Source organism: Streptomyces sp. HSW2009, from assembly GCF_040240285.1.
In the GTDB taxonomy this organism is placed as follows: domain Bacteria; phylum Actinomycetota; class Actinomycetes; order Streptomycetales; family Streptomycetaceae; genus Streptomyces.
This window is the reverse complement of the sequence record NZ_JBEHZD010001230.1, coordinates 1-290: the sequence shown is the minus strand read 5'-3', so window position 1 is coordinate 290 and position 290 is coordinate 1. Positions and strand designations below refer to the sequence as shown.

At 67.2% G+C, this 290-nt stretch carries 1 protein-coding gene; it reads left to right on the top strand.

Annotation, left to right across the window (positions count from 1 at the left end; all coding sequences use genetic code 11):
- Nucleotides 1–290: SpnB-like Rossmann fold domain-containing protein (locus AAHZ94_RS35305; protein WP_349997715.1), on the top strand; the 290-nt coding region annotated here is incomplete at both ends.

Genomic DNA, 290 nt, shown 5'->3' with positions numbered 1-290 from the left:
GGGACCACCGCGTTGATCCAAGCCCTCGGCGACACCGACATCAACGCACCCCTGTGGTGCCTCACCCAAGGCGCCATCACCACCCACCCCAACGAACCACTCCCCCACCCCCAACAAACACCCATCTGGGGCCTCGGACGCGTCGCCGCCCTCGAACACCCCCACCGCTGGGGCGGACTCATCGACCTCCCCACCACACCCAACCACCACACCACCCACCACCTCGCCACCCTCCTCAACCCCCACCAACCCGAAGACCAAACAGCAATCCGCACCACCACCCACACCCG